General features: G+C 72.1%; 27 protein-coding genes and 1 pseudogene. 18 read left to right on the top strand and 10 right to left on the bottom strand.

Annotated elements, in window-relative coordinates; genetic code table 11:
* Positions 1–98 precede the first annotated feature (98 nt).
* Entirely contained in the window at positions 99–2,066 is a 1,968-nt protein-coding gene (gene acs / locus CLT71_RS20100; protein WP_101368457.1) for an acetate--CoA ligase, read from the bottom strand.
* A 255-nt stretch (positions 2,067–2,321) separates the two neighbouring features.
* On the opposite strand from acs, the gene CLT71_RS20095 reads away from it, so the two are divergent.
* Positions 2,322–3,089 carry an oxidoreductase gene (locus CLT71_RS20095; RefSeq protein ID WP_101371624.1) on the top strand — a complete coding sequence of 256 codons (768 nt, stop codon included), beginning with the start codon at positions 2,322–2,324 and terminating at the stop codon, positions 3,087–3,089.
* Positions 3,090–3,156: 67 nt separating this feature from the next.
* Here CLT71_RS20095 and CLT71_RS20090 read toward each other — a convergent pair whose 3' ends face one another.
* The 4 genes from CLT71_RS20090 to CLT71_RS20075 all read right to left on the bottom strand — a co-directional run bounded on the left by CLT71_RS20090 (position 3,157) and on the right by CLT71_RS20075 (position 6,699).
* Positions 3,157–3,957: an HAD-IB family hydrolase gene (locus tag CLT71_RS20090; protein ID WP_101368456.1), complete on the bottom strand. Its 801-nt coding sequence runs from the start codon at positions 3,955–3,957 to the stop codon at positions 3,157–3,159.
* A gap of 597 nt (positions 3,958–4,554) precedes the next feature.
* Positions 4,555–4,953, bottom strand: coding sequence for a hypothetical protein (locus CLT71_RS20085; RefSeq protein WP_101368455.1), 399 nt, complete (start codon positions 4,951–4,953; stop codon positions 4,555–4,557).
* 172 nt (positions 4,954–5,125) lie between these two features.
* Positions 5,126–5,539 carry a VOC family protein gene (locus tag CLT71_RS20080; protein WP_101371623.1) on the bottom strand — a complete coding sequence of 138 codons (414 nt, stop codon included), beginning with the start codon at positions 5,537–5,539 and terminating at the stop codon, positions 5,126–5,128.
* Positions 5,540–5,646: 107 nt separating this feature from the next.
* Positions 5,647–6,699, bottom strand: coding sequence for an alpha/beta hydrolase (locus CLT71_RS20075; protein WP_101368454.1), 1,053 nt, complete (start codon positions 6,697–6,699; stop codon positions 5,647–5,649).
* 442 nt (positions 6,700–7,141) lie between these two features.
* Here CLT71_RS20075 and ssd point away from each other — a divergent pair, with 442 nt between their 5' ends.
* The 10 genes and pseudogenes from ssd to CLT71_RS20030 all read left to right on the top strand — a co-directional run bounded on the left by ssd (position 7,142) and on the right by CLT71_RS20030 (position 14,205).
* Positions 7,142–8,206: a septum site-determining protein Ssd gene (gene ssd, locus CLT71_RS20070; protein WP_199187931.1), complete on the top strand. Its 1,065-nt coding sequence runs from the start codon at positions 7,142–7,144 to the stop codon at positions 8,204–8,206.
* A 130-nt stretch (positions 8,207–8,336) separates the two neighbouring features.
* Positions 8,337–9,617 carry a TadA family conjugal transfer-associated ATPase gene (locus tag CLT71_RS20065; protein WP_101368452.1) on the top strand — a complete coding sequence of 427 codons (1,281 nt, stop codon included), beginning with the start codon at positions 8,337–8,339 and terminating at the stop codon, positions 9,615–9,617.
* Positions 9,618–9,835: 218 nt separating this feature from the next.
* Complete coding sequence (locus CLT71_RS20060) at positions 9,836–10,477, top strand: hypothetical protein (RefSeq protein ID WP_101368451.1); 642 nt, start codon at positions 9,836–9,838, stop codon at positions 10,475–10,477.
* Positions 10,478–10,809: 332 nt separating this feature from the next.
* Positions 10,810–11,400: a type II secretion system F family protein gene (locus CLT71_RS38135; protein WP_486483703.1), complete on the top strand. Its 591-nt coding sequence runs from the start codon at positions 10,810–10,812 to the stop codon at positions 11,398–11,400.
* A 21-nt stretch (positions 11,401–11,421) separates the two neighbouring features.
* Entirely contained in the window at positions 11,422–11,592 is a 171-nt protein-coding gene (locus tag CLT71_RS20050; protein ID WP_101368449.1) for a DUF4244 domain-containing protein, read from the top strand.
* On the top strand, positions 11,589–11,957 hold the full coding sequence (locus tag CLT71_RS37515; RefSeq protein WP_199187662.1) for a TadE family type IV pilus minor pilin: 369 nt from the start codon (positions 11,589–11,591) through the stop codon (positions 11,955–11,957). The genes CLT71_RS20050 and CLT71_RS37515 overlap by 4 nt, the downstream gene beginning before the upstream one ends.
* Positions 11,958–12,118: 161 nt before the next feature.
* Positions 12,119–12,640, top strand: a complete 522-nt coding sequence (locus CLT71_RS20040; RefSeq protein WP_486483702.1) for an Rv3654c family TadE-like protein — start codon at positions 12,119–12,121, stop codon at positions 12,638–12,640.
* Between the two features lie 53 nt (positions 12,641–12,693).
* Positions 12,694–13,065, top strand: a pseudogene (locus CLT71_RS38130) (transposase); the annotation flags it as partial.
* The gene (locus CLT71_RS36550; protein ID WP_486483701.1) at positions 13,057–13,953 is read left to right on the top strand and encodes a DUF4253 domain-containing protein; all 897 of its coding nucleotides are present in this window, start codon (positions 13,057–13,059) and stop codon (positions 13,951–13,953) included. The pseudogene CLT71_RS38130 and the gene CLT71_RS36550, both read left to right, overlap by 9 nt.
* 27 nt (positions 13,954–13,980) lie before the next feature.
* Positions 13,981–14,205: a hypothetical protein gene (locus CLT71_RS20030; RefSeq protein WP_101368447.1), complete on the top strand. Its 225-nt coding sequence runs from the start codon at positions 13,981–13,983 to the stop codon at positions 14,203–14,205.
* A gap of 132 nt (positions 14,206–14,337) precedes the next feature.
* Here CLT71_RS20030 and CLT71_RS20025 read toward each other — a convergent pair whose 3' ends face one another.
* Positions 14,338–15,780 carry a fibronectin type III domain-containing protein gene (locus CLT71_RS20025; RefSeq protein ID WP_101368446.1) on the bottom strand — a complete coding sequence of 481 codons (1,443 nt, stop codon included), beginning with the start codon at positions 15,778–15,780 and terminating at the stop codon, positions 14,338–14,340.
* Between the two features lie 374 nt (positions 15,781–16,154).
* Between CLT71_RS20025 and CLT71_RS20020 the strand changes: the two genes are divergently transcribed.
* Entirely contained in the window at positions 16,155–16,877 is a 723-nt protein-coding gene (locus tag CLT71_RS20020) for a glycoside hydrolase family 12 protein (RefSeq protein WP_486483361.1), read from the top strand.
* A gap of 82 nt (positions 16,878–16,959) precedes the next feature.
* Here the strand turns inward: CLT71_RS20020 and CLT71_RS20015 are convergent, their stop codons facing one another.
* Complete coding sequence (locus tag CLT71_RS20015) at positions 16,960–17,319, bottom strand: DoxX family protein (RefSeq protein ID WP_199187661.1); 360 nt, start codon at positions 17,317–17,319, stop codon at positions 16,960–16,962.
* Positions 17,316–17,612 (bottom strand): hypothetical protein, encoded by a 297-nt coding sequence (locus CLT71_RS20010; protein ID WP_101368444.1) that lies wholly within the window; start codon positions 17,610–17,612, stop codon positions 17,316–17,318. Before CLT71_RS20010 ends, CLT71_RS20015 begins: the two co-directional genes overlap by 4 nt.
* 90 nt (positions 17,613–17,702) lie before the next feature.
* On the opposite strand from CLT71_RS20010, the gene CLT71_RS20005 reads away from it, so the two are divergent.
* Positions 17,703–18,542, top strand: a complete 840-nt coding sequence (locus tag CLT71_RS20005) for a sigma-70 family RNA polymerase sigma factor (protein ID WP_199187660.1) — start codon at positions 17,703–17,705, stop codon at positions 18,540–18,542.
* 106 nt (positions 18,543–18,648) lie between these two features.
* Here CLT71_RS20005 and CLT71_RS20000 read toward each other — a convergent pair whose 3' ends face one another.
* Both CLT71_RS20000 and CLT71_RS19995 read right to left on the bottom strand, forming a co-directional pair.
* Positions 18,649–18,858, bottom strand: a complete 210-nt coding sequence (locus CLT71_RS20000) for a hypothetical protein (RefSeq protein ID WP_101368442.1) — start codon at positions 18,856–18,858, stop codon at positions 18,649–18,651.
* 83 nt (positions 18,859–18,941) lie between these two features.
* Positions 18,942–21,380 (bottom strand): DEAD/DEAH box helicase, encoded by a 2,439-nt coding sequence (locus CLT71_RS19995; protein WP_486483700.1) that lies wholly within the window; start codon positions 21,378–21,380, stop codon positions 18,942–18,944.
* A gap of 204 nt (positions 21,381–21,584) precedes the next feature.
* On the opposite strand from CLT71_RS19995, the gene CLT71_RS19990 reads away from it, so the two are divergent.
* The 5 genes from CLT71_RS19990 (at position 21,585) to CLT71_RS19965 (ending at position 26,785) form a co-directional block, all read left to right on the top strand.
* A complete protein-coding gene (locus CLT71_RS19990; protein WP_101368440.1) occupies positions 21,585–21,941 on the top strand; it encodes an STAS domain-containing protein in 357 nt (118 codons plus the stop codon).
* Positions 21,942–21,978: 37 nt separating this feature from the next.
* A complete protein-coding gene (locus CLT71_RS19985; protein WP_101368439.1) occupies positions 21,979–22,416 on the top strand; it encodes an ATP-binding protein in 438 nt (145 codons plus the stop codon).
* A 309-nt stretch (positions 22,417–22,725) separates the two neighbouring features.
* Positions 22,726–25,110 carry a sodium-translocating pyrophosphatase gene (locus CLT71_RS19980; protein ID WP_101368438.1) on the top strand — a complete coding sequence of 795 codons (2,385 nt, stop codon included), beginning with the start codon at positions 22,726–22,728 and terminating at the stop codon, positions 25,108–25,110.
* A 203-nt stretch (positions 25,111–25,313) separates the two neighbouring features.
* Entirely contained in the window at positions 25,314–25,856 is a 543-nt protein-coding gene (locus CLT71_RS19975) for a hypothetical protein (protein WP_101368437.1), read from the top strand.
* A gap of 221 nt (positions 25,857–26,077) precedes the next feature.
* A complete protein-coding gene (locus tag CLT71_RS19965) occupies positions 26,078–26,785 on the top strand; it encodes a hypothetical protein (RefSeq protein ID WP_486483699.1) in 708 nt (235 codons plus the stop codon).
* Position 26,786: the final 1 nt, after the last annotated feature.

Raw genomic sequence — 26,786 nt, 5'->3', positions numbered from 1 at the left:
TCGTGCGGATCTGGTGTTGCCACCGGTCCCGGCGACAGTTTGTCCTCGCCGGCTCGGTCCTCGTCGGTCCGGTCCTTGCGGGCTCAGTCCTTGCGGGCTCAGTCCTCGTCGGACTTGCCGGAGTGCATGCCGGTCGAGATCATGTCCATCACCGAGGAGTCCTGCAACGTGGTGACGTCGCCGAGCGAGCGGTTCTCGGCCACGTCGCGGAGCAACCGGCGCATGATCTTCCCGGAGCGGGTCTTCGGCAGCTCCGACACCAACATGATCTGCCGGGGCTTGGCGATCGGGCCGAGGGTCTTGGAGACGTGCTCGCGCAGCTCGGCGATGAGCGCCTCGCCCGCGTTCCCCTCGCTGTCGACCGAGCCGCGCGGAATGGTGAAGGCGACGATCGCCTGCCCGGTGGTCGGGTCGGTCGCGCCGACCACCGCCGCCTCGGCGACCGACGGGTGCGAGACCAGCGCCGACTCCACCTCGGTGGTCGAGATGTTGTGCCCGGACACCAGCATCACGTCGTCGACCCGACCGAGCAGCCACAGGTCGCCGTCGTCGTCCTTCTTCGCTCCGTCACCGGCGAAATAGAGCCCCTCGAAACGGGACCAGTAGGTGTCGATGAACCGCTGGTCGTCGCCCCAGATGGTGCGCAGCATCGACGGCCACGGCTCGGTCAGCACCAGGAAGCCGCCGCCACCGTTCGGCACCGGCTGCGCCTGGTCGTCGACCACCTCGGCACTGACTCCCGGCAGCGGACGCATCGCACTGCCCGGCTTGGTCGAGGTCACCCCGGGCAACGGGGAGATCATGATGCCGCCGGTCTCGGTCTGCCACCAGGTGTCGACGATCGGGCAGCCGCCCCGGCCGATGTTCTCCCGGTACCAGATCCAGGCTTCCGGGTTGATCGGCTCGCCGACGCTGCCGAGCAGGCGCAGCGAGGAGAGGTCGTACTCGCGGGGGATGTCGTCGCCCCACTTCATCATCGTGCGGATCAGGGTGGGCGCGGTGTAGAGGATCGTCACCCTGTGCTTCTGCACCAGTTCCCAGAAGCGGCCCTTGTGCGGGGTGTCCGGGGTGCCCTCGTACATCAACTGGGTGGCACCGTTGGCCAGCGGGCCGTACACGATGTAGGAGTGCCCGGTCACCCAGCCGATGTCGGCGCTGCACCAGTAGACGTCGGTCTCGGGCTTCAGGTCGAAGACCGCGTGGTGGGTGTACGCGACCTGGGTCAGGTAGCCGCCGGAGGTGTGCAGGATGCCCTTCGGCTTCGCCGTCGTACCGCTGGTGTAGAGAATGAAGAGCGGGTGCTCGGCGTCGAACGCCTCCGGTGTGTGCTCGGTCGAGGCGGTCTCCACCGCCTCGTGCCACCACAGGTCCTTCTCGTCGTTCCAGGCCACCTCCTGCCCGGTACGCCGGACCACCAGCACCCGCTCGATCGTCGGGCACTTGGCGACCGCCTCGTCGACGGTCGGCTTCAGCGCCGACGGCTTACCCCGGCGGAACCCGCCGTCGGCGGTGATCACCACCTTGGCGCTGGCATCCTGGATCCGGTTGGTGAGCGCGTCGGCGGAGAAGCCGCCGAAGACCACGCTGTGGGTGGCGCCGATCCGGGCGCAGGCGAGCATCGCGGCCGCCGCCTCCGGGATCATCGGCAGGTAGATCGCCACCCGGTCCCCGGCGGTGACCCCGAGGTCGGTCAGCGCGTTCGCCGCCTGGCTGGTCAGGGCCAGCAGGTCGGCGTAGGTGAGGGTACGGGTGTCGCCGGGCTCGCCCTCCCAGTGGATGGCCACCCGGTCGCCGTGCCCGGCGGCGACGTGCCGGTCCAGGCAGTTGTAGGCGACGTTGAGCTTCCCGCCGACGAACCACTTCGCGAACGGCGGGTTCGACCAGTCGAGGACCTGGTCCCACTCCTTGGACCAGTCCAGCCGGCCCGCCTGCCGCGCCCAGAACGCCAACCGGTCGCCGGCGGCATCCTCGTAGGCGTCCGCGGTGACGTTGGCGGCGGCGGCAAGATCGGCCGGCGGCGGGAACTGCCGGGTCTCCTGCAAAAGGTTTGCCAGAGTCTCGCTCATGGTGGGTGGCTCCTCAGGCATCGCGTCAGTGTCGTTCGGTAGGAGGTTAATCGGGCCTGGTAGCCGGGGCGAGGGGTCCGTGCCACTCGCGCGACCAGACGCGCCGAATGGCCGCGCTGCGGCGCTCGCCGGTCACGGCGCTGTCCGACCGCCGACGGCGTGGCGGGAGTCCGGCGCTGGGTCGGATGGCGGCGGGGTGGCGTGGGTTCCGGCGCCGGGCGCTGGCCTGCGCCGACCGGCAACTACGGTGACAGCATGGCCGCCGACCCGCTCGCCCCGCTGCTGGACCTCGCCGACGTCGCACCCGCCGTCGACCGGGCCCGCGAGCGGGTCGACCAGGCGTTGCGGCACCGCGCGTTGCGCCGGCAGGGCGGCCAGGTCGCGGCCGAGGTCAGCCTGCGGTCCGCGGTGGCCAGCTCCGCGCTGGAGGGGTACGCCCACGAGCGCGAGACGGTTCGCGCCGGGACCGTGACCGACCCGGTGCTGCAGGGCGCCCTCCGGGTCGCCGGTGCGCTGCCCGGGCTGGCCGACCTGTGGCCGAAGGCACCCCGGCAGGTGCTCGCCCGGCTGCACACCCTGGCCGCCCGTGCGGCGGTACCGGAGGAGGCGCTCGGCCGCCCCGCCCCGGAGTACGCCGCCGAAGGGCCTGCCGTGCCGCACGCGCTCGGCGCTCGGCTGGACGGGTTGGCCGGACTGGTCGCCGGTGGCACGTCGGTCCCGCCGGTGGTGCTGGCTGCCGTCGTACACGGGGAACTGCTGGCGCTGCGCCCCTTCGCCGGCCCGTCCGGGGTGGTGGCCAGGGCCGCCGCCCGGCTCACCCTCATCTCCACCGGTTTCGACCCGCGCGGCCTGATCGCCGTCGACCTGGGGCATCTGGAACGTGAACCGGAGTACGTCGGCGCGGCCGGCGCCTTCGCCACGGGTACTCCGGACGGGCTCCGCTCCTGGCTCCGGCACTACACGACGGCGGTCGAACTCGGCGCCGAGCGGCTCACCGAGATCGCCGACGAGGTTCTGCTGTAAGGACTGCTGTAAGGAAGGGCCCCTCCTTAGCGCATTCTGTATATAAAGGGGCCCTTCCTAACACCTGTCAGGCGGTGGTGGCGCGGGCCCGGCGGTGCCGGCCGTACCAGGCGATGCCGATGGCGACCCCGACGCCGACCCCGATCGCCGCAGCCGCGACTGGCACGGCGGGACGCTCCCGGAGCCGGCGACCGAGCGGCACCGGGTGCCGGAACTCCAGCACCGGCCAGCCGTTCTCCATGGCGAGCTTGCGTAGCGCCCGGTCCGGGTTGACCACGCTCGGATGCCCGACACACTCCAGCAGCGGACGGTCGCTGACCGAGTCTGAGTAGGCGTACGAGGCGGCGAGGTCGTACCCGCGCTCCTTGGCCAACTCGCCGACCGCGTCGACCTTGCTCGGGCCGGCGGCGTAGAACTCCACCTCGCCGCTGTACCGCCCGTCCACCACGGTCATCCGGGTGGCGATCACGTCGGCGACACCGAGGAGTTCACCGATCGGCCGGACCATCTCCTCGCCGGAGGCGGAGACGAGTACGACGTCACGACCGGCAGCCTGGTGCTCCTCGATCAGTGCGGCGGCCTCGGCGTACACGTAGGGGTTGATCAGCTCGTGCAGCGTCTCGGCCACGATCTGCCGGACCTGCTCCACCCGCCAGCCCTTGCACAGCGTCGCCAGATAGTCGCGGGTACGCGCCATCGTCTGCTCGTCGGTGCCACCCAGCCGGAACATCAGCTGGGCGTACGCGGACTTGACCACGTCGCGGCGTGTGATCAGGCCGTCCCGGTAGAACGGCCGACCGAACGCCAACGCGCTCGACTTGGCGATGACGGTCTTGTCCAGATCGAAGAAAGCGGCGCTTCGGCCCACGGCGCGAAAGTCTATCCGGATGGTCTATGGTCAGCGGGTGCGCGGGGTCACGTTTGGCACCTGCCGACCGGTTACCCCCTGATCGGCCGATCAGCCTTGGCGTGATCACGGTCACAGGGCGAAGGTGGGCTTTCGCAGGGAGTGGAAGTCAACGCCACTCGACGTATACGGGTCACCTCAGGCATGCTTGTAGTTGCGACACACTTTCATATCCTCTGTGCTCGGTAGACCTCGGCGGTCGCACCCCCCGTGACCGCCGGGCGGGTTCGGCTCGACCCCCCCGGAGCCGAACCCCAGACGACCCCCGTCTCCCCCCGACGGGGGTCGTCGCTTTTGGTGGTGAAGCGTATTCATGCTGGTCAAACCTCATCTGTTCCTGCGTTTGCTCGACTTTTGGGGTGGCTCTGGAGGTTCGAAGTCAGCGGCGAGACAGCCGGACGCGGCGCCGGGGGACGAACGGCTTCTGGTCAGATGGCGAGGCGTAGGGCTCCCCGCTACCCCTCCGCGTCCCGCTACCCCTCCGTGCCCCGCTACCCCTCCGTTGAGCAGGCACAGCGGACACATCCGGGCAGACGGTAACGAGCCTTCAAAATGACGTTACCTGTCTGATTTTGTGCCGCGTCGCGAGCGGACGAAATCTGCGTAATCCTCGCCTGCGACCCCATGGTTGACCCACCGCTCAGGCACGGCGTTGGCGAGCGTCTCCGCCTGTGCGATCGCCGTCTCCGGGTCGGGCACCAGTGCGAGTTCGCGGCCCTGTCCGACGTACTGCTCCTCCACCGGGTCGAGCGGCAGCAGGTTGGCCAGGTCGCGGAAGTCCTCGTCGTCAGGGTCACGCACCAGGTGTTTCGAGACCCGGTAATGGCCGTCCCAGGGGTCGATGGAGACCCAACGGATCGCAGGCTCGCCCGCGACGTCGGCCGGGCCAAGGAACTGCTCGATCCCTTTGCCCCGCCGCAAGGCCCCGACAGCGAATGACCGCGTCAAGTACCGCACCAGCGGATGCTATCCCTGCTCGTTGGCTCCGTGGGACCCGACTCGGACGGCCCGCCGACCCTCAGCAGAGACTCAGCGAACGCCGGGGCGTGTGTTTCGGGTACGTCGTGTCGGCCGTTCGGCGTCCCCGACGGCGCCCGGCCAACCCGGGTCGACCGGCCCAGGCCAGGTGCTATCGGAAGTCGGCGGCGGTGATTCCGGCGGCGTGCCCCGGTGGCCACTGCACCAACTCGATCCGGTACCCGTCCGGGTCGGTGAGCCACGAGGTCTGCGGACCGTACGAGCCGGCGGGTCGTTCGATCGGCCCCGGCCAGAGGCCGGCCCTGATCAGGGCGTCCACCGTGCTGGCCAGGTCGTCGACCTGGACGACGAGGTGGCTGAACCCGGTGCCCAGGTCCACCGGCCCGTCGGCCGGCCGGTGCACCAGCTCCAGCGACACGACATCCTCGTCCGGAAACTTGAGAACGCTCAGGCTCGCGCCGTCCCCGATGTCGACCCGGCCGACCTGGACGTACCCGAGCGCGGTGTAGAAGGCGAGCGACGCGGCGAGGTCCGAGACGCGGTACGCCGTGTGGAGGGTCTTCACCAGGCCAACCATACGAGGACGAGGCCGATCTGGCTCGGTTCCAGTCGCTCGTTCCGGGTGGTCCTCGGCCGACGTACGCCCAGACGCCCCCGCGCCCAGACGGGCGGCTACTCGTGGTGCAGGGCCCGGGCGAGCGTCGACGCGGCCTGGGCGGTGACCGCCTGCGCGGCCTGGGTGGTGGCCAGCGGGTCCAGCATCGCCACGTCGTGGATGCTGCCCTGGTAGCGCACCTGGGTCACCGGTACGCCGGCTTGGCGCAGCTTCGCCGCGTACGCCTCGGCCTCGTCGCGCAGCACGTCCACCTCGTTCGTGGTGATCAGGGTCGGCGGCATCTCCCGGAGCTGCTCCGGACCGGCCCGCAGCGGTGACGCCGTCGGGTTGGACCGTTCGGCCCGGTCCGGCAGGTACTGGTCCCAGAACCACATCATCTGCTCCCGGGACAGGTAGTAACCGCTGCCGAACTCCTGATAGGACGGGGTGTCGAAGTCGGCGTCGGTGACCGGATAGAGGAGTACCTGCTGGGCGAAGCGCGGCCCGTCCCGCCGGATGGCCAGCATCGTCACCACCGTCGCCAGGTTGCCGCCCACCGAGTCGCCCGCGATGGCGATCCGGGTCGGGTCCAGGCCGTAGTTGTCGCCCTGGCTGACCAACCACTGCGCTACCGCGTAACACTCCTCGACCGCGATCGGATACCGCGCCTCCGGCGCCCGGCTGTACTCCGGAAAGACGACCGCCGAGTTGGACCGGACCGCGAGTTCTCGGATCAGCCGGTCGTGGGTGAGCGAGTCGCCGAAGACCCAGCCCCCGCCGTGCAGGTAGAGCACCGCCGGCAGCATGCCACCGATGCCGCGCGGTCGCATCATCTCCTGGGCGGCGGCGCGGAGGCGCTCGCCCAGCCCCGCGCCCGTGCCGCCGAGCCGGCCGGCGCCCTGGGGCTTGACGATTCGGACCGGTACCTGCCCGCCCGGGCCACCCGGCACCACGATGTCCTCGATGTCGACCTCTGGGCGGGGGATGCTGCCCGACTGCATCTCGACCAGTTTCGCCCGACCCTTCTCCGGCGCCAGCTGGAACGGATACGGCGGACTCGCCGTCATCCGGACCACCTCCTGCGCGGCGGGTTCCAGCACCACCGAGGTCATCCGCACGGACTGCGCCATCACGGCTCCCTTTCCCGATCCCTGCACGACTTGCGTGGCTTGCACGGCTTGCGTTGGCTTGCACGGCTTGCCACGGCTGGCGTGCTTGCTTCCTTGCGTTGGCGCGGCAGCGGCCCGCTGGGCTCGGGTACCCCCGCCGTCGGCGGATATGACCTGGTCGCCGCAGTCCGGCGAGCTTCCTCGGGTACCCGGACGCCCCGTCCGTACCCGTTGCCGGGATCACGTCGGCCTCGTGGCGCGCATACCAGATCCACTGACTCGACGGGCGTTGTCCACAGCCACTCCAGTTATCCACAGGACGGATTTCCGTGTCGGTGGACGGAGGTGCGGGACGCCAGGGTGTGGCGGTAGCCGGACCGCCCGTTGGAGCCGGATCCCACCGCTGGAGGACGTGATGCCACCGCGTACCCCGGTCCGTTCCGGACCGCGCCTGCCCCTGGTCGTGACCTCGGACCACGAGCTACTTGACGAGCTGCTCCGGTTGGCGGCGGCCGCTGGCGGCGAGGTGGAGGTGGCCGCCGACCCGGCATCGGCCCGATCCCGGTGGGCCGCCGCGCCGCTGGTGCTGGTCGGCACCGACCAGGCACAGGCCTGCCTGCGGGCGAGGTTGCCCAGGCGACCCCGGGTGATCCTGGTCGGCCGCGCGGGGGAGGGCGACGGCGGTTGGGAGGTCGCCGAGCTGCTCGGCGCCGAACACGTCGCCGTGCTGCCAGCGGCCGAGCCCTGGCTCGTCGACCGGTTCGGCGAATGCGTCACCGGTCGGGGCGCGGTGGGTGGCCCGGCCCGGATCGTCGCGGTGATCGGTGGGCGCGGCGGGGCCGGTGCGAGCGTACTGGCCGGAGGGCTCGCCATCACGGCCGCCCGCTGCGGCCTGCGCACGCTGCTGGTCGACGCCGACCCGCTCGGTGGTGGCCTCGACCTGGTCCTCGGCTGGGAACAGTTGGAAGGGCTGCGCTGGCCCGCGCTCACCGAGGCGGACGGTCGCGTCGACGCACCCGCGCTGGTCCGGGCGCTGCCCAGCCGGGGTGACCTGGTGATGCTCTCCTGGGATCGCGGCGATCTGCTGGCGTTGCCGGTCGAGGCGATGGCGGCCACCATGGATGCCGGCCGGCGTGGCCGTGACCTGGTCGTCGTCGACCTTCCCCGGCAGCTCGACGACGCGGCGGTGATCGCACTCCAGGCGGCCGACCAGGGGTTCGTGCTGGTCCCCGCCGAGTTGCGGGCCACCGCGTCGGCGGCCCGGGTGGTCGCGGTCGCGGGGCTGCACTGCGCCAACCTCTCGGTCATCGTGCGTGGCCCCGCCCCGGGCCGGCTCAAGGCCCGCGAGGTGGCTCGGGCGCTCGACCTACCACTGGTCGGCACGCTGCGACCCGAGCCGGGACTCTGCCGCAGCCTGGAACGCGGCGAGGCGCCGGCGGCGGGCGGGCGCGGCCCGCTGGCAGCGCTCTGCCAGCGCATCATCACCGACCTCACCGGTGCGGCCGGCGTTCCGGCCGAGGCGCGATGAGCATCCGGAACCGGGCACCCCGCCCTCACCCGACTCGTGTGCAGGCTGTCCGCCCTCACGCGACCCAGCGGCGGGTTGTCCGCCCTCACGCCATCCCTGGTCGGGCCGTCCGCATCGAGGAGGCCCGGCCATGAGGCAGGATCTCGCCGCGCGGGTCCGACGCCGGTTCGCCGCCGACGGGACGACGGTGACTCCGGCCGCCGTCGTCGCGGCGGTACGTGCCGATCCCGGGGCGGCCGTCCTCGGTGACACCACGGTGTTACGGATGGCCACCCGGGTGCACCACGACCTCGTCGGGGCTGGCCCGCTGACTCCGCTCCTCGCCGACGAGCAGGTCACCGACGTACTGGTGAACGGGACCAAGGTCTGGGTCGACCGGGGAGCCGGGCTGTCGCCGGTGTCGGTTCCGCTCGGCGGCCCCGAGGAGGTACGCCGGCTCGCGCAACGGCTCGCCGCCGCCTGTGGCCGACGGCTGGACGAGGGCAGCCCGTACGTCGACGCCCGGCTGCCGGACGGTACCCGCCTGCACGCCGTACTGCCGCCGGTGGCGACGAGCGGGCCCTACCTGTCGTTGCGTACCTTCCGGCAGCGTCCGTTCACCCTCGACGACCTGGTACGCCACGGCACCCTGCCCGGTGCCGCCGCCACGCTGCTCGCGGCGGTGGTCGCCGCCCGGCTCGCCTACCTGGTGGTCGGCGGGACCGGCTCGGGCAAGACGACGCTGCTGAACACCCTGCTCGGGCTGGTGCCGCCGACCGAGCGGATCGTGCTGGTCGAGGACGCCTCCGAACTGCGGCCGGTGCATCCACACGTGGTCGGCCTTCAGGCCCGAACCTCGAATGTGGAGGGTGCGGGGTCGGTCGGGCTGAGTGACCTGGTGCGACAGGCCCTACGGATGCGTCCCGACCGACTGGTCGTGGGTGAGTGCCGGGGCGCCGAGGTCGTCGACCTACTCTCCGCCCTCAACACCGGGCACGACGGCGGGGCGGGCACCCTGCACGCCAACGCCCCGGCGGACGTACCGGCCCGGCTGGAGGCACTCGGCCTGCTCGGCGGGCTGCCCCGGCCGGCCCTGCACGCCCAGGTGGCCGCCGCACTCCAGGTGCTGCTCCAGGTCCGCCGCGCGTCGACGGGACGGGTGCTGGAGGCGGTCTGCCTGTTGCTGCCGGCGGGTCCGGAGCGGCTGGTCACCGTCGTACCGGCCTGGCGTCGGGACCGGGGTCTCGGGCCGGCCGCTCCGGCGCTGGCGGCGCTGCTCGCCGAGCGGGGAGTACCGGTGCCGCCCCTGCTGGAGGCAGTCGGCACAGGTCGGACCGGCTGCTCCGGTGTCACTGCCGGCTCCGCCGCTACCGGTTCCCGGTCCTGGCCGCAGCCCTCCGCCCGCCGCGAAATCACCTGGGGTAAGCCGTGACGAGATGGTGGCTGGCGGCTGCCTGCCTGGCGGGTGCGGCGCTCCTGGTCGGCTGGCCGGCGAGCGCTCGGGCGCGGCGCCACAGGGTGATCGGCCAGCGTGCCGGCACGCGCCTCGGCCCCGGGTGGCGCCACCAGCGAGGTGACGGGCCGGCAGGGGCCAGCCCGACAGGCCCACGAAGCTCCTGGTCGACGGCACTGGATCGGCTGCTCGCCTCTGTGCCGCCCTGGCGGGTCGTGGTCGTCGGTGTCGTGCTGGGCGGCCTCGGGGGAGCGCTGGCCGGTGGTTCGGTCGCGGCGCTCGCCGTGGCCGCCTACACCGGGATGGCGGTGCGCGGTCTGTTGCGCAGCCGGGCCGGCCGATCGGCCGAACGGGCCCGTCGCGGCCAACTCGATGCACTCTGCGGCCTCGCCGCCGAGCTGCGAGCCGGGCTGCCGCCGTCGACGGTCATGCTGGCTGCCGACGGGGCCGACCGACTCGCCGGTCTCGCCCGGGCGGCGGTACGCCTCGCCGAGCAGACCGGCGCACCCCTGGCCGAGTTGCTGGAGCGGGTCGAGGCCGACGCGCGGGCAATGGACCGAGGGCTGGCCGCCGCCGAGGCGCAGGCGGCCGGTGCACGTGCCACCGCCTGGCTGCTGGCGGGGTTGCCGGCCGGAGGCATCGCTCTGGGCTACGGCATCGGCGTCGACCCGCTGGCGATCCTGTTGCACACCCCGATCGGTGCCGCCTGTGCGATCGGTGCCGTCATCCTGCAACTCGTCGGCCTCCTCTGGGCGGGACGGCTCAGCGGCACCGGCCGTAGCGACGCAACCGGCCGGGAAGCAGGCCAGTTCGCCTCGGTCACCAACCTGGGGAGCTGACGGCGATGCGGACCCTGGTTCCGGTGGTACTGGTCGGTCTCGCCCTGCTGCTGGCGCTGGTCGGGGTCTCCGCCCGCCGGTCGTCGCGAAGGCGGCTCTCCGCACTCGGCGCCGTCGGGCCGTCCACCCGGGCAGCGGGGCCGACAGATCGCCGAGCACTCCATACCAGCAGCCTCCAAACCAGCAGCCTCCATCCAGGGAAGCGTCATCCGGGCGACCGTCTCGACGAGCGCGGCGACCGAGCGTCGGGGCACCGGTCGGAAAGTGGCAGGCACGGTGCGGAGACTGGCTGGCACGGGTCGGGCGGGAGTCGGGCAGGTTGGTCGGGACGGATCGACCTCGTCCGGCTGGTCGCCGGGTTCGCCGGGCTGGCGGCCGGAGTTCTGCTCGGCGGGTGGCTCGGCGTACTGCTCGCCGTGGCCACGGCGGTCTGCCTCGACCGGTTGCTCCGCCGGCTCGAACCAGCTTCCGTGCGACGGCGTCGGCTGCGTGAGTCGGCCGACCTGCCGCTCGCGGCCGACCTGCTCGCGGCGGCACTACGGGCCGGTGCACCGGTCGAACGGGCCGTCTGCGCGGTCGCGGAGGCGCTCGCCGGCCCGCTCGGCGAGCGCCTCACCGAGGTCGGTCGGACCCTCCGGCTCGGCGGTACTCCGGAGGAGGCGTGGGCGCGCCTCGCTCCTGTGCCGGGCGCGGAGCGGCTGACGTCGGCAGCGGTCCGCTCCTCGGCGAGTGGGGCGGCGCTGGCCGGTGCGTTGACCCGGCTCGCCGACGACCTGCGGGCCGACCGGGTGACCGGGGCCGAGGCGGCGGCCCGACGGGCCGGTGTGCTGATCGTGTTGCCGCTCGGCCTGTGTTTCCTGCCCGCCTTCATTCTCGCCGGCCTGGTGCCGGTGATCGTCGCCGTGCTCGGCGACGTGTTGTGACCGATCCGAGAAGGGAACTCCATGCTTCGCAAGCTGATCGCCCGGCTCCGTGGCGACGCCGGGATGAACACCGCCGAGTACGCCGTCGGCACCCTCGCCGCCGTCGCGTTCGCCGGGATCCTGCTGAAGGTGCTCACCTCCGGCCGGGTGCAGGCCGCACTGGCGAGCGTGATCGACCGGGCCCTGTCGTGAGCCGGCGCCGGCCGGTCGACCGCGACCGGGGCTCGTTCACCGCCGAGTTGGCGGCCGGCCTGCCGGCGCTGCTGTTGCTGCTGCTCGCCGGGCTCACGGCGGTGAGCGCGGTGACCACCAAGGGGCAGTGCGTGGACGCGGCGCGGGAGGCGGCCCTGGCTGCCTCCCGCGGTGCCTCCGGGGTACCCGCCGGGGCGCGGGCGGCACCGCCGGGTGCGACGGTGTCGGTCTCGGTGCAGGGTGACGAGGTGGTGGCCACCGTACGGGCACCGGTGCGGGCACTTGGTGCGCGGTTGCCCCGGCTGACGGTGAGCGCGATCGCCGTGGCGGCGGTGGAACCGGGCGCACCGGAGCCGCTCTCATGACGACGGCAGACCGGATCTCGCCCCGGGCCCGTCACAGCCTCGACTGGAGTTGGAGCGACCGGATTCGGCGCCGGTCAACTGCGCGGCGACCCGTCACCACCGAGCACGACGATCCGACGCACGACGATCCGACGCACGACGAAGCCGTGCACGACAAAACGGTGCACGGCGAACCGGTCGAGCGCGGACCCGGATCCGTCACCGCGTCAGTCGTCGATCCGTTCGAGCGGGCTGGCCGGGCCGGGGCGCGGTACGGCGGATCCGATGATCAGCGCTCTGTCGACCGAGGATGCCGTCCACTGCCACGATGCGTCGGGTCCGATCGGGGCAGTGCCACCCTCTGGCTGCTCACCGCCGGGCTGGTACTTGTGGTGTTCAGCCTCGGCGCGGCGGCGATCGGCGCCGCCCGGGTGGCCCGGCACCAGGCTCGGGTCGCGGCGGACCTCGGCGCGCTCGCCGGTGCCACCCACGTGCTGGCGGGCGCGGATCGGGCCTGTGCCCGGGCAGCGGCCGTCGCCGCCGCGAACAGCGCCAGGGTCACCGACTGCACGCTGGACGGGCTCGATCTCCTGGTCACCACCGAGGTGACGGTGGAACCGCTGCCGGGGATGACCAGGGTCGCCAGTGCGACAGCGCGAGCCGGGCCGGTCCGCGGCGAGGAGCCCAGCCCGGCCGGCGCCTAATACTGCAACGGCACTGAGCATGTCGAGTGGTGCTCGCGTTCGTCGAACTCCGCGTGACGGATGTCGATGTTGAGCGATGGTCTGCGGAGCTGGACCGGCTGCATGGTCGGATCGGCCTGCGGTTCCGTCGGGTCCAGCCGAGGCGGAGGGCGCGGCAGTACCTGTGTGGGCTGGTCTCGGGCCTGGGCCGTAAGAACGGCTGGACCTTGGCTGAGCAGGCCGGGGGCGTGTCGCCGGATGGGATGCAGCGGTTGTTGCGGTGGGCGGACTGGGACGTCGTTGATGACACCGGCTTCCTGAGGAAGGGCATCCGATCGGCTGGGGTGGCCCGGCAGTACTCCGGCGCCGCCGGTCGGATCGAGAACTGCCAGGTGGGAGTCTTCCTGGCCTACCGATCCGCCAAGGGACACGCCCTTATGCGACGGAGTTCAGGTATCAACATTCTTCGGTGTCTGTCCGCTACCGTTTCGTCCATGACCGAGGTGCTGGAGCACCCCGAGGATGTCGCCGATGTGCTACACGGGACCGAGTTGGACGGCCTTCCGGTCGAGGAGGGCCTCGGCGACACGCTGGTGATCACGGGTCTCGACCCGGGCCGGCTGCTTCCTGCCTGGCAAGTCGCCCGGGCCGCGCTAGGCCGCACCGGCCGGTGGCCCGTTCTCACCCGGATCGACGAGCAGTGGCAGGACGTCGATGCGGAACAGGCTTCGTCTGATATGGACGGCATCGATCCCTGGACGATCTACCGCTGGACGGGGCTCAATTCGCGAATTCAACCCGAAGAGGCGCATCTGTGGCTGCCCGACTTTCTCCATTCTCCCGACCCGTCTTTGGAACTTTCGCTCGCCGCTGTGGAGCGCTCGACGTGGGAGCGGTTGCTGGCCGACCCGGTCGCCCTCGATCAGGCGCAGCGCCGGGCGGACCACCTCGTCGGGACCGGTCGATGGTTCACCCCGCCCGGCGGCGCCCAGCTGGTGCTGCTGCCGACCCCGGTCCAGTGGCTGGCGCCGGCCTGGCTCGACTACCACGGTGCGATGGAGAAGGCGGCCCGCCCCGACCTGGGCGATGACCCGGGCCGCCGGGCTCTGGCAGCGGCGATCCGTGAGTGGGAACGCGAGTGGGGCGCCGAGCTGGTGGCCTCCTGGGGCACCATGTTGCAGTTCGTCACCACCCGCCGGCCGGCGTTGGGTGAACCGGCGTGGCAGCTGGCTCTGCAGCACCTGGCGGTCGGCCGCAGCCTGGAGTCCCCGCCCTGGGAACTGGCCCTGGCCCTGACCCGATCCGACGCCTGGTTCCTGCACGATCGCCCCTGAAGCCCTGCGCCTGCCCGCTCACCGCCGGTGGCCGAGGCGGCCCGGCCCGCGCGGGTGGCCATCCGCCGAGCCGCCGGGTCGGCGCGGGGGGTACGCCGCCTTCGGGACCACCGCCAGGCCACGATCACCGCGGTGGTCAGCGGCGCCAGGACGGCGACCTCACCGATCACCACGAGCGTGCACGAGGTGGTCCAGGTGATCTCGCCGTCGAGCACCGCGAGCGCGACCCGGATCGGGCCACCGCCGGTGTAGTCGGGCGACCGGGTGAGCATTACCGGCAGCCACGCCGGACTGGCCAGGACCAGGGCCAGGGCCAGGGCGGCGATCCCTCCGACGAACGGGCCGGCATCGTCGCGGCCGCCGCTGGGCGCCGACGGGCTGGCGCTACCGGGCAGCCGGTGGCGTCGGTGGTGGAAGGAGTTGCACGGTGGGACTGATGCTGATGTTCCACGACGCGTCGTACGCGACGATGTAGATCGTCTCGTAACCGCCACGCGGCGCGATCACGGCGGTGTTGGTGCTGACCTTGGCCTCGACCCGGATCTCGTCCACCGCGAACACGTGGTAGACGTGGTATTCGACCACGCCGATGTCGTCCGTCGCCGGTTCCCAGGTGACCAGGTATCCGCCCGAGGTCACGGCGGTGACCACGGGGGCGCCTGGCGGACTCGGCGCGACGGTGTCGTCACCGCTGCGTGGGAAGGTCGGCGGCTGCCGGACGAAGGCGCGGGCAGAGAAGGCCGAGGTGTTGCCGGCCGCGTCGCGAGCGGCGACCGAGAAGTGGGTCTGTGCTGCCGTCGGCGCCAGTTGCAGGGTCAGCGGGGTGTTGTCCGGTACGACCCGGGCCAGGTACTGCGAGTAGAACTGGTCGCCCTGGTAGACGTAGTACTGCGTCACCCCGACGTCGTCGATCGAGGCTGGCCAGGTGATGGTGACCGCACCCGGTACGACGGAGAGCACCTGCGGTCGGCCGGGGGCGGTCGGCGGCTGGATGTCCGGCGCCGACGGCTCCACCAGTACGTCGTCGAACCATCCGGTGGCGTAGCTGGTGGTCAGACCGATCCGGCCCCTGGCGTACTGGGCGTCGATGGCGGTGACCGAGGCGGATCCGAGTTGCCCGACGAGTCGGTCACCCCGGAGGGCGAGTCGCAGCGTCTGCCAGCCGCCGATCGCTGCCGTCACCGGGGCGGTGGCGAGCACGGTGGGTCGCCCGGAGACGAGTTTGCCGAGTTCGAGTTGGCTGTTGCCGCGCAGGTTCAGGTAGTAGTGGCTGGTGTTGGACTGGACCCGCGCCAGCAGCCCGATCGAGGAGCGAGCGCTGTCCAGCGCGGTTGGCATGACCTGTGCGCTGACCGTGTAGTCGGTCCAGTTCGCGTCGCCGCTGCGGGCAGTGGCCCGGGCGCTGCCGGACCGCTGCCGGTACGCCCGGGTGGTGCTGCTGTCGCCGGTCAACTGCCCGCCGACGGACCACTGCCCGCCGACTGTGGACCAGCCGATCGCGTTGCCGTCTTCGAAGTCGTCCTCGAAGAGCGGCGTCGCCGCCTCGACGGCGGGGACTTGGCGGACGGCGGCACCGATCCGTCCCGGCCCGGCGGCGGTGTCTGCGCCCGATTCGGTGGTGGCCGGGACCGTCCCGCCGTGGGTGGCGGCCGCCCGGACGGCGGTCGAGGGCAGCACGATCGCGAGGGCGACGGTGGCGACCAGTACCAGCCCAGCCGGGACCAGGGTTGTCGGGGCGTACGACGCCGAACCGGTCGAGAAGGTCGCGTACCGGGGACGGCGGCCGGGGCGGTCGTGGCTGACCACGGTGGGGACGGGGATGGGCACGGCGGCGACCTGCCTTCGGGACGGGTACCGGGCGGGGCCACAGCCGCCGGTCGTACGGAGCGGCGGACGCCAGGACGGCGACGGAACCGGCACGGACCAGCGACCATGACTGAGCGTGAGTGAGGTCAACTGTATGCGTGCAGATTTGGATGCGTCAATGCAATCGCAGGGGGCGCGGCTTCACCCGAATGTGATCGGTAACCATCTATTGACTTAGTTTGGAAATCAAACTAACTTTCCGATCAGCGATGTCGCGCGCGCCATCTCCACGCCGCAGTCGAGCCGGTTCGGCTGCCCGCAGTCGAGTCGTTCGGCCGCTCCGGCCATCCCCGGCGTCCGCCCCGTCGGCGCCGGGGGAGACAAAGGAGGTCATCGTGTTGCGCACCGCACGTCCGACGATCGGCCCGCTCGCGTTCGCCGTCGCGTTCGCGTTCACCGTCGTGCTGGCCGTCACCACCGCACCCGCGCCCGCCCAGGCCGCCGTCTGGAGTTCCACCGACCGCTGGGGCACCTGGTCCAGCGGCGGTTACACGCTCTACAACAACATCTGGGGATCCGGCCACGGCCCGCAGACCATCTGGGCCAACTCGCCGAGCAACTGGGGCGTCTGGGCCAACCACCCGAACACCGGCGGAATCAAGTCGTACCCGAACGCGACCCGGTACATCGGGCGTCGGGTGAGCGCCCTCGGCAACGTCACCAGCAGCTTCAACGTGACGGTGCCGACCAGCGGCAGCGGCCTCGCCTACACCACGGCGTACGACATCTGGAGCAGCGACCACGCCCACGAGATCATGCTCTGGATGAACAGGTACGGGCCGGTCGGGCCGCTCGGCAGCTTCCAGGTCAGGGCCTCGGTCGGCGGGCACTCGTGGGACGTCTACCGGGGTTCGAACGGGTCCAACCAGGTCTACTCGTTCATCCGGACCAGTAACACCAACTCCGGCACGGTCGACATCCGGGCCGTCGCGACCTGGATCCGCGACCGCGGCTGGTTCGGTGACGTGACGATCGGGGACGTGCAACTCGGCTACGAGATCACCTCGTCCGCCGGGGGCCGGGACTTCGTCACCAACAGCTTCTCGGTCTCCGGCTGACACCGCTGGGTGTGGCGTCGGAAGGAGCCGACGGGCCCCGCCAGCGCGGGGCCCGTCGGGGAATCACCCGGTAGCGCTGCGCCTACCCCGCGAAGTGCGCCGTGGCGGCGACCGCGAGCAGCAGGAAGGTTCCGGGGAACGCGATGTTGTGGAACACCCGAGCGCGGACGTGGGCGAGCACCGCGCCGACGAAGAACACGACGAGCCCGACCGCGGCGGCCAGTCCGATCAGGCGCAGTCCGAAGAGGCCGAGCAGCAGACCGAGGACGCCCGCTCCCTCAAGCATCGCGAGGTACGGGATCCACCGTGGTGCCACGCCGACCTCGGCGGCGTTCCGCATCATGAACTGCGCCCTGACCATTTTCGCCACTACCTCGAACCCGTTGGCGAGGATGCAGAGGACGGTTGCGACGAGCGTCGCGCCGTCGAGTACGGCAATCACGCCACGTACCGTCCCAACAGCGTGAGGGTCTGCGGCGGAACCGGACCACCCGCCCAATCCGCGATCCTGTTTCGGAACTCCCCGGCTGCCTGGATTCCGAGGAGTGGATTGGCCTGGTCGTCGGAGAGGCGGAGGGTCAACAGGAAGTCGCCGCTGTGCCCCACCCGGGCCGCGGTGTACTCCAGACCGGTCGGTGCCGCCTCCTCGACTGCGGCGAACAGATGCCGGATGGCCTCTTCGACCTCCGGAATCCGCTCGGCGTCTGTGCTGAATCGGACGATCTGTATCCTCATAGCAGCCTTCCATGCAGGCGTTGTTCGTCAGGGTCTTCTGGTCCCGCTCGCCCTCCTGACGCTCGACCCGCACGAAAGGTGACCAGCCCTGTGACCAGCCCTGTGGATCTCGTCGAACACTTCGAGGCTTCGCGGCCACGCCTGCTGTCGCTTGCCCATCGCATCGTCGGTTCCCATCACGATGCCGAGGACGCGGTGCAGGCCGCCTGGCTGCGCGCGCAATCAGTGGAGCCGGACGAGTTGGTAAATCCGGACGGGTGGTTCACGACGGTGATCGCACGTCTCTGTCTCGACCAGCTTCGGGCCCGACACCGCCGGGGCGAGGTCCCGCTCATGGCCGATGACGTTCCCGGCGAGCAGATCGCGGCCGACGAGGCGTTTCTGCGTCGCGAGGACGTCTCCCGGGCGCTGCTCGTCGTCCTCGACGAACTCTCACCCAGAGAGCGGGTGGCCTATGTTCTGCACGATCTGTTCGCCATCCCGTTCGACGAGATCGCGACCGTGCTCGACACGAGCATCGCTGCGGCGAAGAAGCTCGCCAGCCGGGCGCGGCTCCGGCTTCGGGACGCCGATCCGGTCAGTTCACGGAAGTTCACCCACGAGATCGAGATTATCGACGCCTTCCTCGCCGCCGCGCGTGGCGGCGACATCGCGCGACTCGTCACGCTGCTGGCACCCGATGCCGTCCGTACGGCCGACCCCAGGCTCCTCACCGAAGGCGCGGAGACCATCGTCCGAGGCGCCACGGCGATCGCGACGGAGACCAGGAGGTTCGTGGACCGCATCGCCGCCGCCGTCCCCGCCCTCGTCGAGGGCCGCCCGGGGGCGATCATCGCTCCTGGTGGTCACCCCTACGCGCTGATCCGGATCCGCGTCCACGACGGCCTGGTCACCCACATCGACATCACGCGCTACCGAGATCGGCGGTAGGTTGGCTCGCGGTAGTGGCAGGCCAGGGCGGGAACCTCCTGACTGTCGCCGTCGCACCCGACCAGTTCGCACTCGTTGCCGATACCGGCGATTCTCGGCGCTGTGGTCAGCGGAGACTGCCCTCGGTGGCCCGGCGTACCACCCAGCTGTTCAGCACCTGGTGGATGCTGTGCAGCATCTGGTGGATCTGGTCCAGGCGTTCTGCCTGGGCCAGTGCCGCGTACGCCTGGGAGAGCGCGATCTGCTGGTCGACGGTCAGATGTGCCTGGTCGATGGTGTACAGCAGTTCGACGGTCTCGGCGATGGTGTCGGCCACGACGTCCTCCTCAGGCGGATCCGTGGAAGCGCTCCCAGCGTAACTTAACCGAATCCCCATAGATCCATGCGTGCGAATACCGACTATCCGCGATCAGTCTGCGGGGCCGGGCCGCCGGGCTCCGCCGGAGCCACCCTGGCCAGGTTGGACAGCACCACGTCGAGGACCCGGACCGCCTCCGGCTTGGCCAGCGGGTTGTTGCCGTTTCCACACTTCGGGGACTGCACGCAGGACGGGCAGCCGGCCTCGCAGCCGCACTCGGCGATCGCGTCCCGGGTCGCCGACAGCCACTGCGACGCCGCCCGGTACGCCCGCTCGGCGAAACCCGCGCCGCCCGGGTGCCCGTCGTAGACGAAGACCGTCGGCGCCTCAGTGTCCGGATGGTTCGCCGTCGACAGCCCGCCGATGTCCCAGCGGTCACAGGTGGCGACCAGCGGCAGCAGCCCGATCGCGGCGTGCTCGGCCGCGTGCAGTGCGCCCGGCACCTCGGCCGCCTCCACCCCGGCCGCCGCCAGCGACTCGGGCGAGACGGTGAACCAGACCGCGACCGTACGCAGTTCGCGGGCGGGCAGGTCCAGCGGCAGGGTGGCCAGCACCTCGCCGGAGGCGAGCCGCCGGCGCTGGTACGACACCACCTGGCTGGTCACGTCGACCTCGCCGAGGAACATCCCGACCGGACCGGCGTCGAGGTAGGAGCGGACCGAGACGACGGAGAGCGAGGTGACGTCCCTGGGATGGGTGGACCAGTCCGGCTCCTCGGCGTGCACCAGCGCGCAGCCGTCGTCGAGATCGAGGGCGTCGACCACGTACGACACGCCCTGGTGCAGGTAGACGGCGCCGGGGTGGACCTGGAAGTGCGCCGACGCCGGGTCGACGGTGCCGAGCAGCCGGCCGGTGGACGACTCGACCACGTCCACCGGGGTGCCGCCGGTGCCGCGCAGGTCCACCTCGGGCCGCCCGACGTGCCGCCAGTACCAGCCGGTCGGGCGGTGCCGGAGCGCGCCGGTGGCCACCAGTGCCTCGACCGCCTCCTTCGCCCCCTCCCCGAAGAGTTCCAGGTCGGCCGGGGTGAGCGGGGACTCAGCGGCGGCGCAGGCCAGTTGCGGCCCCAGCACGTACGGGTTGGCCGGGTCGAGCACGGTCGCCTCGACCGGCCGGCCGAACAGCGCCTCCGGGTGGTGCACCAGATAGGTGTCCAGCGGGTCGTCCCGGGCCACCAGCACGGCCAGCGCCTCCCGGCCGGAGCGCCCGGCCCGGCCGGCCTGCTGCCAGAGCGAGGCCCGGGTGCCGGGGTAGCCGCAGATCAGCACGGCGTCCAGCCCGACCAGGTCGACGCCGAGTTCCAGCGCGCTCGTGGAGGCGAGCCCGAGCAGTTCGCCGCCGAGCAGCGCCTGCTCCAGGGAGCGGCGTTCCTCGCGCAGGTAGCCCGACCGGTAGGCGGCGACCCGGGCGCCGAGCCCCGGCACCGCCTCGTCCAGCGAGCGCCGGGCGGTGGTCGCGATCACCTCGGCCCCGCGCCGGGAGCGGACGAAGGCCAGCGTCCGGACCCCGGCCGCGACCGTGTCGCTGAGCAGGTCGGCGGTCTCCCGCAACGCGGAGCGGCGTACCGGGGCGGCGTCGACCCCGGCGCCCGCCGCCGCCTCCCCGGCGGGGTGGGCCGGATCCGCGGCGCCCGAGGGCGGCGGCAGCAGCGGCGGCTCCCAGAGCGCGAAGGTCAGCCCGCCGCGTGGCGCGGTGTCCTCGGTGACCGCCGTGACCGGCAGCCCGGTCAGCCGCTCGGCCGCCGCGGCCGGGTCGCCGGAGGTCGCCGAGGCCAGCACGAAGACCGGTCCGTCCGGTGCCGACCCGGGGCCGCCGGTCGCGCTCCGCTGCCCCGGCACCGACCTTCGGGTACCCGGATAGCGCGCCGCCTGCCGCCGCAGCCGGCGCAGTACGTGTGCCACGTGCGACCCGAAGACGCCCCGGTAGGTGTGGCACTCGTCGACCACCACGAACGCCAGCCGGCGCAGGAAGGCGGACCACCTGGCGTGCCCGGGCAGGATGCCGTGGTGCAGCATGTCCGGGTTGGTCAGCACGAACCGGGAGTGCTGCCGGATCCAGTCCCGTTCGGTGCGCGGGGTGTCGCCGTCGTAACACGCCGGGCGTACCCCGTCGAGGTCGAGCGCGGCGACGGCCCGGAGCTGGTCGGCGGCGAGCGCCTTGGTCGGGGCGAGGTAGAGCACGGTGGCCCGGGGGTCGGTGAGCAGCGTGGCAAGCGCCGGGAGCTGGTACGCGAGTGACTTTCCCGACGCGGTGCCGGTGGCGATCACCACGTGCCGGCCGGCGTACGCGTGCCCGGCCGCCTCGGCCTGGTGCCGCCACGGCGCGACCACGCCCTGCCCGGCGAGGGCGGCGCGCAGTTCTCCCGGTACCCACTGCGGCCAGTCGACGGCGGTGCCGGCGCGGGCCGGTACCCGTTCCACGTGTGTGACAGGGCTGCCGCCCGCACCGCCCGGTGTGCGGGCACGCAGCAGGTCCAGCAGCTCACCCGCGCCGGGGTGACCGGCCGGGCGGGAGTCCCCGCCCCCGGCGCCGGCCGATACTGTTGCGGGAAACGTCACGCCCTGCACTCTCGCACTCTCGTACGTGCGTCGGAAGGCCGGGTGCCGGCCGGCCGCCCTCGATGCGCGGTCCGCTGGTCGATGGTTAGATGCCCAGGAGCGTTCCTGGCGGTCAGAGGAGGACTGATGGATCTGTCGCTGACGACCCGCACCATCGGTGATCACACCGTGTTGGAGGTCGGCGGCGAGGTCGACGTCTACACCGCGCCGCGGCTGCGGGAGCGGCTGGTCGAGCTGATCGACGGCGGGGCCCGGGCGATAGTGGTGGACCTGGGCCGGGTGGATTTCCTCGACTCGACCGGCCTGGGCGTGCTGGTGGGGGCGCTCAAGCGGCTGCGTCCGGTCGGCGGGACCTTCGGGCTGATCTGCGACAAGGAGCCGTTGCTCAAGATCTTCCGGATCACCGCTCTCGACCAGGTCTTCCCGATCTATCCCACGCTGGACGCCGCCACGTCGGCCGACTCCCCCGGTGCCGATGCGTGATGTCGACGCACGGATGCCTGATGTCGACGGTCGACGCGTGATGTCGAGGGTCAGACTCTCCTTCACCCCGGCCCCGGTCCACGTCCGTACCGCCCGGTTGGTCGGCGTCGCGGTGGCCCGGCGGGCCGGCGTGCCCGAGGAACTGCTCGACGAGGTACGGCTGGCGATCGGTGAGGCGTGCGCCCGGGCGGTCGCCCTGCACCGCCAGTACGGGCTGAGCGATCTTGTGCTGGTCGAGATGTCCGACGGTCCGGCGTACACGGTACGGGTGATCGACCGGGCGCCGATCGAGGCCGGCCTGGGGCTGGCCGCGCTGCCGCCGGACGAGCTGGCCGACGAGTCGCTCACCGACGAGGCGCTGACGGTGGGTGTCGGGTTTGCCCTGCTCGCAGGCTTTGTGGAGGACCTCCAGGTGCGCCCGGTGGACGAGGGCATCGGCACCGAGGTCCGGATGGCCTGGCCGCTCGGGCGCTAGCCCCCTCCTCGCCGGTACCCCCGCGTCACCAGAGGCCGATACCCGCATTACCAGAGCCGCGCGGCTAACACAGCGACGAAGATCATCGCGATGGGGCGGGTCCTAGTTGTGACCCTCAACACCACGGGCGACTAGAGTACCCGGGGTTATCAGCAAGTGTGCTGGTCCCGTTCCTGTGGGTGGGGGAGCATCGCCGGTCCCGGGAGCCGTGGGTCGGCGGAACGCTTGCGAGTTGGCGCTCCACGCGTGGAGACGTCGGGCCGGTTCGTCCGCCGGCCCGGCGCGAGTGTTCGGTACAGGAGGACATAGATGTCCGTACATATGGCCGCCGACGGTGGCGGGCTGTCCCTCGGCGGTGAGAACCTGTCGTACGTCGTCGTCGCGGCGGTTGTCGCCCTGGTGGCGCTCGGCTTCGCCGGCGCGCTGACCAAGGCCGTGCTGTCGACCGGCAGGGGCACCGAGAAGATGCAGGAGATCGCCGGGGCCGTGCAGGAGGGCGCCTCGGCATACCTGCTCCGGCAGTTCCGCACCCTCGCGATCTTCGTCGTGGTCGCGGTGATCCTGCTCTTCCTGCTGCCGGTGCACGACACCGACGGCAACGAGACGCTTGTGAAGATCGGCCGCTCGGGCTTCTTCGTGGTCGGTGCCCTGTTCAGCGCGTTCATCGGCGGCGCCGGCATGGCGCTGGCCACCCGCGCCAACCTGCGGGTCGCGGCCGCCGCCCGCGAGCACCAGGGCGGTCGGGAAGCGGCGATGCAGATCGCGTTCCGCACAGGTGGCGTCGTCGGCTTCCTCACCGTCGGCCTCGGCCTGGTCGGTGCGGCGGCGGTCGTCCTGATCTACAAGGGTGACGCGCCGACCGTGCTGGAGGGCTTCGGCTTCGGTGCCGCGCTGCTCGCCATGTTCATGCGGGTCGGCGGCGGCATCTTCACCAAGGCCGCCGACGTCGGCGCCGACCTGGTCGGCAAGGTCGAGCAGGGCATCCCGGAGGACGACCCGCGCAACGCGGCGACAATCGCCGACAACGTGGGCGACAACGTCGGTGACTGCGCAGGCATGGCCGCCGACCTGTTCGAGTCGTACGCCGTCACCCTGGTCGCCGCGCTGATCCTCGGCCGGGCCGCCTTCGGCGAGCAGGGGCTGGTCTTCCCGCTCATCGTCTCCACCATCGGTGTGCTGATCGCCATCCTCGGCGTCTTCATCACCCGGCTGCGGGCCGGCGACCGGTCCGGGCTCACCGCGATCAACCGGGCGTTCTACGCCTCGGCGGTGGTCTCGGCGATCCTGGTCGCGGTGATGTCCTTCGTCTACCTGCCGGCCACCTGGGCCGAGCTGCTCGGTGACGACTGGCGGACCAGGCTCGGCCTCGCCGAGGGCGCCGGCGACCCGATCGACCCGCGGATCCTCGCCATCGGCGCCGTGGTGATCGGCATCGTGCTGGCCGCCGCCATCCAGGCGCTGACCGGCTACTTCACCGAGACCAACCGGCGGCCGGTGCAGGACATCGGCAAGTCGTCGCTCACCGGTCCGGCCACCGTCGTGCTGGCCGGGATCAGCGTCGGCCTGGAGTCGGCGGTCTACTCCGCGCTGCTGATCGGTGCCGGGGTCTTCGGCGCCTTCCTGCTCGGTGGCGGGTCGCTCACCCTCTCGCTCTTCGCGGTGGCGCTGGCCGGTACCGGCCTGCTCACCACGGTCGGCGTGATCGTCGCGATGGACACCTTCGGGCCGATCTCCGACAACGCGCAGGGCATCGCCGAGATGTCCGGCGACATCGACGAGCAGGGCGCGCGTACCCTCACCGAGCTGGACGCGGTCGGCAACACCACCAAGGCGATCACCAAGGGCATCGCGATCGCCACGGCGGTACTCGCCGCCACCGCGCTCTTCGGGTCGTACACCGACACGCTGGGTACGGCACTGCGGGACGCGGGTTCCGACCTGTCGATCGACGCGCTGTTCAACGTGGCCAACCCGCGCAACCTGGTCGGCCTGATCATCGGTGCCGCGGTGGTCTTCCTCTTCTCCGGCCTGGCCATCAACGCGGTCTCCCGCTCGGCCGGTGCCGTGGTGATGGAGGTACGCCGGCAGTTCCGCGAGCTGCCCGGGATCATGGATTACAGCCAGCGGCCGGAGTACGGCAAGGTGGTCGACATCTGCACCCGGGACGCGCAGCGCGAACTGATCACCCCGGGGCTGCTCGCCATCCTGGCGCCGATCGCGGTCGGCTTCGGGCTCGGCCCGGGTGCGCTGGCCGCGTACCTGGCCGGTGCCATCGGGGCCGGCACCCTGATGGCGGTCTTCCTGGCCAACTCGGGCGGCGCCTGGGACAACGCCAAGAAGCTCGTCGAGGACGGCGCGTACGGCGGCAAGGGCTCGGACGCGCACGCGGCCACGGTGATCGGCGACACGGTCGGTGACCCGTTCAAGGACACCGCCGGGCCGGCGATCAACCCGCTGATCAAGGTGATGAACCTGGTCTCGCTGCTGATCGCCCCGGCCGTGGTGGCCTGGAGCGTCGGCGAGGACGCCAACACCGCGCTGCGGATCGGGGTCGCGGTCGTCGCGGCGCTGATCATCGCCGCCGCGGTGGTCTTCAGCAAGCGCAAGCCGGTGGCCATGTCCGACGGCGACTCCGACGCCGGAGGTGCCGGCAGCGGCAGCTCCGACCAGCAGCCGGCGACGGTGAACGTCTGAGGCAGCGCAGCTACCCGAACCGGGCCCGTCGCGTACGCGCGGCGGGCCCGGACCCGTTTTCCCGAGCCAGCACAGCCCGCCCCGGCACCGTTGCCTGCACCGGCGCCGCAGCCCACCCCGGTGCCCGGTCCGGCGGGGGTCGGGAGGCGGCTCAGCCGATTACCCCCCTCGCGAAGCCGACCCCAACCCGTACGCTGCAACGCATGCGTACCCCCCGCACGGCATCCGCCGGAAGGTTCACGGCGGCCCTGTGCACGATCGCCCTGCTCCTCGGGGGCTGCGCCGGGGGACCCTCCCCGCAGGCCTGGGCCGCCGCCGTCTGCGCGGCACTGGACCCCTGGCGGGCCGAGATCGGGACGCTGACCCGGAGCACCCAGCAGCAGATGACCGCGCAGACCAGTCCGGCGCAGGCCAAGGAGAACCTGGTCCGGCTGCTCCGGGGCGCCGAACAGGCCAGCGAGACGGCTCGGCAGAAGGTGGCGGCGGCCGGCGTACCGGACACCGACAAGGGTGAGGCGGTCTCCCAGGGCTTCGTCGCCTCGCTGACCGCGGTCCGGGACGCCTACGGGCGGGCCGGCGCGGCGATCGAGGCACTCGGCACCGGGGAGCCCAGCGAGTTCTACGACGGCGTCAAGGCCGCGGTCGACACCCTCAACAAGGAGTACGACGCCAGTTCGCTCGACACCAGCGAGCTGGACTCGGTGGAGTTGAAGCGGGCCTTCGACGAGGTTCCGGAGTGTCGCTGACGCCGCCCGTCCCGCCCGTACCGGCCGAGTCGCCCGACCCGGCCGGCGCGGTCGCCGAGCCGCCCGACCCGCCGCCGGAACGACGTCACCCGGGCGTTCCGGGTCGACGGCCCGCTCCGGAAGCGGCGCCCCCGGAGCCGGCCGCGCTGATTCCGGCCCAGCCGGAACCCGCTCCGGAGGCAGCGGCCCCGGCGCCGGCCGGAGCGGTGGCGGCCGGGGCGGTGGCGGCCGGGGCGGCGGCGGCCGGAGCGGTGGCGGAGGGGTCCGAGCCGGATTCCGCTCCGGCCGGCGCCGGCCGGGAACGCTCAGGTTCGCCCGCCGGGCCGGCTGCCCCGGCGGTGCCGCCGGTACGGCAGCTCTCGCTGTTCGGGGTGGAGGCGGCCGATCCCTCCGTCGGTGATCTCGCCGGGCTGCTGGCCGGGCCGGGGGAGTTGGTCCGGATGGGTGGGACGGCCCGGATCACCGTCATGGTGGACGCCGCCTGGCGGGTGCACGTACTCGTCGCCGAACTGGCCCGCCGGGGGTTGACCGCCAGTTGGCTGGGGCGGGTGGCGGAGCAGCACGGGGTGCAGACCTCCTACAGCACCCTGCTCGCCCCGCTGGCGGCGAGTTGGCTGCGCGGCACGGTGAAGCGGCCGCCCGGCGCCTTCTTCCTGACCGGTCCCCGGCTGCGGCTCTGGGCGGCGGCGGCCGGCACTCCCGAGCCGCTCGGGTTCCTGCTCCGGCTCGGTGCCGCCGACGAGGCGTGCTGGGAGCCCGTCGGTGCGGCGCTGGCCGCGATCGGCCTGCCGGCGGTGCTGCTCGACGCCGGGGCGGGCGGTCCGGCGTACCGGATCACCGGGCGGCGTCGGCTGGCCCGGCTGGCGGAGTTGGTGGGTGACCGCCCGCCGGCGGCGCCGCCCAGCCAGTGGCCGGGCGGTGGGCCGTGAG

The sequence above is a fragment of the Plantactinospora sp. CNZ320 genome (assembly GCF_002846275.1).
Note: the sequence above shows the minus strand (reverse complement) of the source record. Positions and strands in the feature narration are given on the sequence as shown.